The sequence below is a fragment of the Exiguobacterium sp. A1_3_1 genome (genome assembly GCF_048985645.1).
Classification (GTDB): Bacteria; Bacillota; Bacilli; order Exiguobacteriales; family Exiguobacteriaceae; genus Exiguobacterium_A; species Exiguobacterium_A indicum.
The window spans coordinates 1-1,813 of sequence record NZ_WBYY01000286.1; the positions used below are offsets into that span (position 1 = coordinate 1).

General features: G+C 45.6%; 1 protein-coding gene. It reads right to left on the reverse strand.

The annotated features are described in order from the left end of the window. The coding region (locus tag F8N00_RS17780) for an FtsX-like permease family protein (protein WP_421018721.1) at positions 1-1,813 on the reverse strand (1,813 nt) is incomplete at both ends.

Genomic DNA, 1,813 nt, shown 5'->3' on the forward strand with positions numbered 1-1,813 from the left:
CGATCCAAAGAAGGCTCCAGCCGTTCATCGCTTCATTACGGACATATGAGAAGATTCCTTCAACAATCAAAGCGACCGTCGAGACGAATCCAGCGAGAATCGCCGCCTCGATCAAAACGATTTTGTAGAGATCCTTCGTCCGCCATCCGAGTGCGAGTAAAACAGCGAACTCTTTCCGGCGGGCGAGCATCGAGACATAACTCGTCGCGAGGACATAGACGACGGCGACGGCGAGCATCGCAAAGATGACACCTGAGAACCCGACGCTCGTCTCACGGAAGATCGTGATCGCAGCACCGATGTGGATCCATGGTTGTTCGATCCAACCGAGCGTCTTCCCGTCATCGACAACCTTCGTAACGACGGGTTGAGGAGAGGAACCTTTGGTGATCGTAGCGATGAGACCAGTCTCTCGTTCGATTTCCGACTTGATACGTTGTAAGGTTTTATCGGATTGTTCACCGACAGAAGAAGCACCCTTTACTTTTAACCGGATCGATGAAATCGATTGATCGCCCATCACCTTTTGGACACTATCGACTGTCGTAAGAACGTTTGGAGAGTTCGTCAACAGACCAATTGGATTCCCGGTCGTGTTGATCGGTTGGGCAGGATTGACCGGTTCATTTTTTGAGTCAAGTACGATACTCGCAGCCGATGGTCGATAGGTCTCCATCGGTAATTCGTTTAATGGATCTTTGGAGACATTGATCTTGTTCGGATCATACAAACCGACGACATTAAACGTCAGATAAGGATTCATTGACTTAAAAGTAGATCCATCCGATTTTTTCATTTTTATTTCATAAGAATCTACCGTCCGGAAGCCACGCTTCGGAAGATAAGAGGATGGTAATATAGCATTTTTGAATGCAGTAGGTGCTGTGTGTACTTCATAAGCATTCTCCCATCGTGTAGGGAACGGACTCTTCACCGTTTGATAAGTCAATGAGCCTGTCTGGGCGACGAGTTGAGCGTTAGTATTTGCTTCCGAATGCGGAAGTACCTTAGTTTTTTGACCGAGTAGGGAATCAAAAAAAGCGGTCTCGACTTTAGAAGCATCGACTTTAATGTCTTGGATGATCTTTCGTTTTTCTTGATCGAGAGGTTGAGGAGCGTTCGATTGAGCAAGTCGTTGATATAATGTGTCGCGTGCTTGTTTCGTTTTCAGATCGACGTTAACTTGTTCTAACTTAAATTGACTATATCCCGTATTGAAGGATTTTGGATTAATCAATACCGGGATATTGAATTCATTGGAACTCTTCTTGCTGGCTGAGGGGACATCCTCCTGGTTGAAGTAACGAAACTTCTTTTGATTCAGGATGCTCTTATCCAAACCGACGAGTTGCGCTTCCGCCTCCGGATCGATTCCGACGATAAGACTATAGGTAAAGGGTTGTATGGATGAAAAACCTTTCGGATCTTGAAGATGGATCAATCGCGTATTCGGAGGAACGAGCGGCTCTTCCATAGTTGAAAAGTAGGCACCATCCTGTGCGATGAGTTCTTTCGAAAATCCACCAGCACCATAATGTGAATTACTCAGTCGATAAATACCAGGCTCGTCCGGAAAGTGGATTTGATTTGGAATCGAGATGCCGATATTAGCGTATCCCATGACAGCGACCGGGGCTGCAATATCAACCTCATTCATTTGTTTGATTTGTTGATATTGTTTAAACGAAATCCCACCATTGATCCCATTGAGATAATTCGGTTCGAGTAAATTATTTGATTCCGTCGTCATCTGACCGCCTTTCGGTCGGACGACGATATCATACGCAGACGACCATTTCTTTTGTAACGTCTG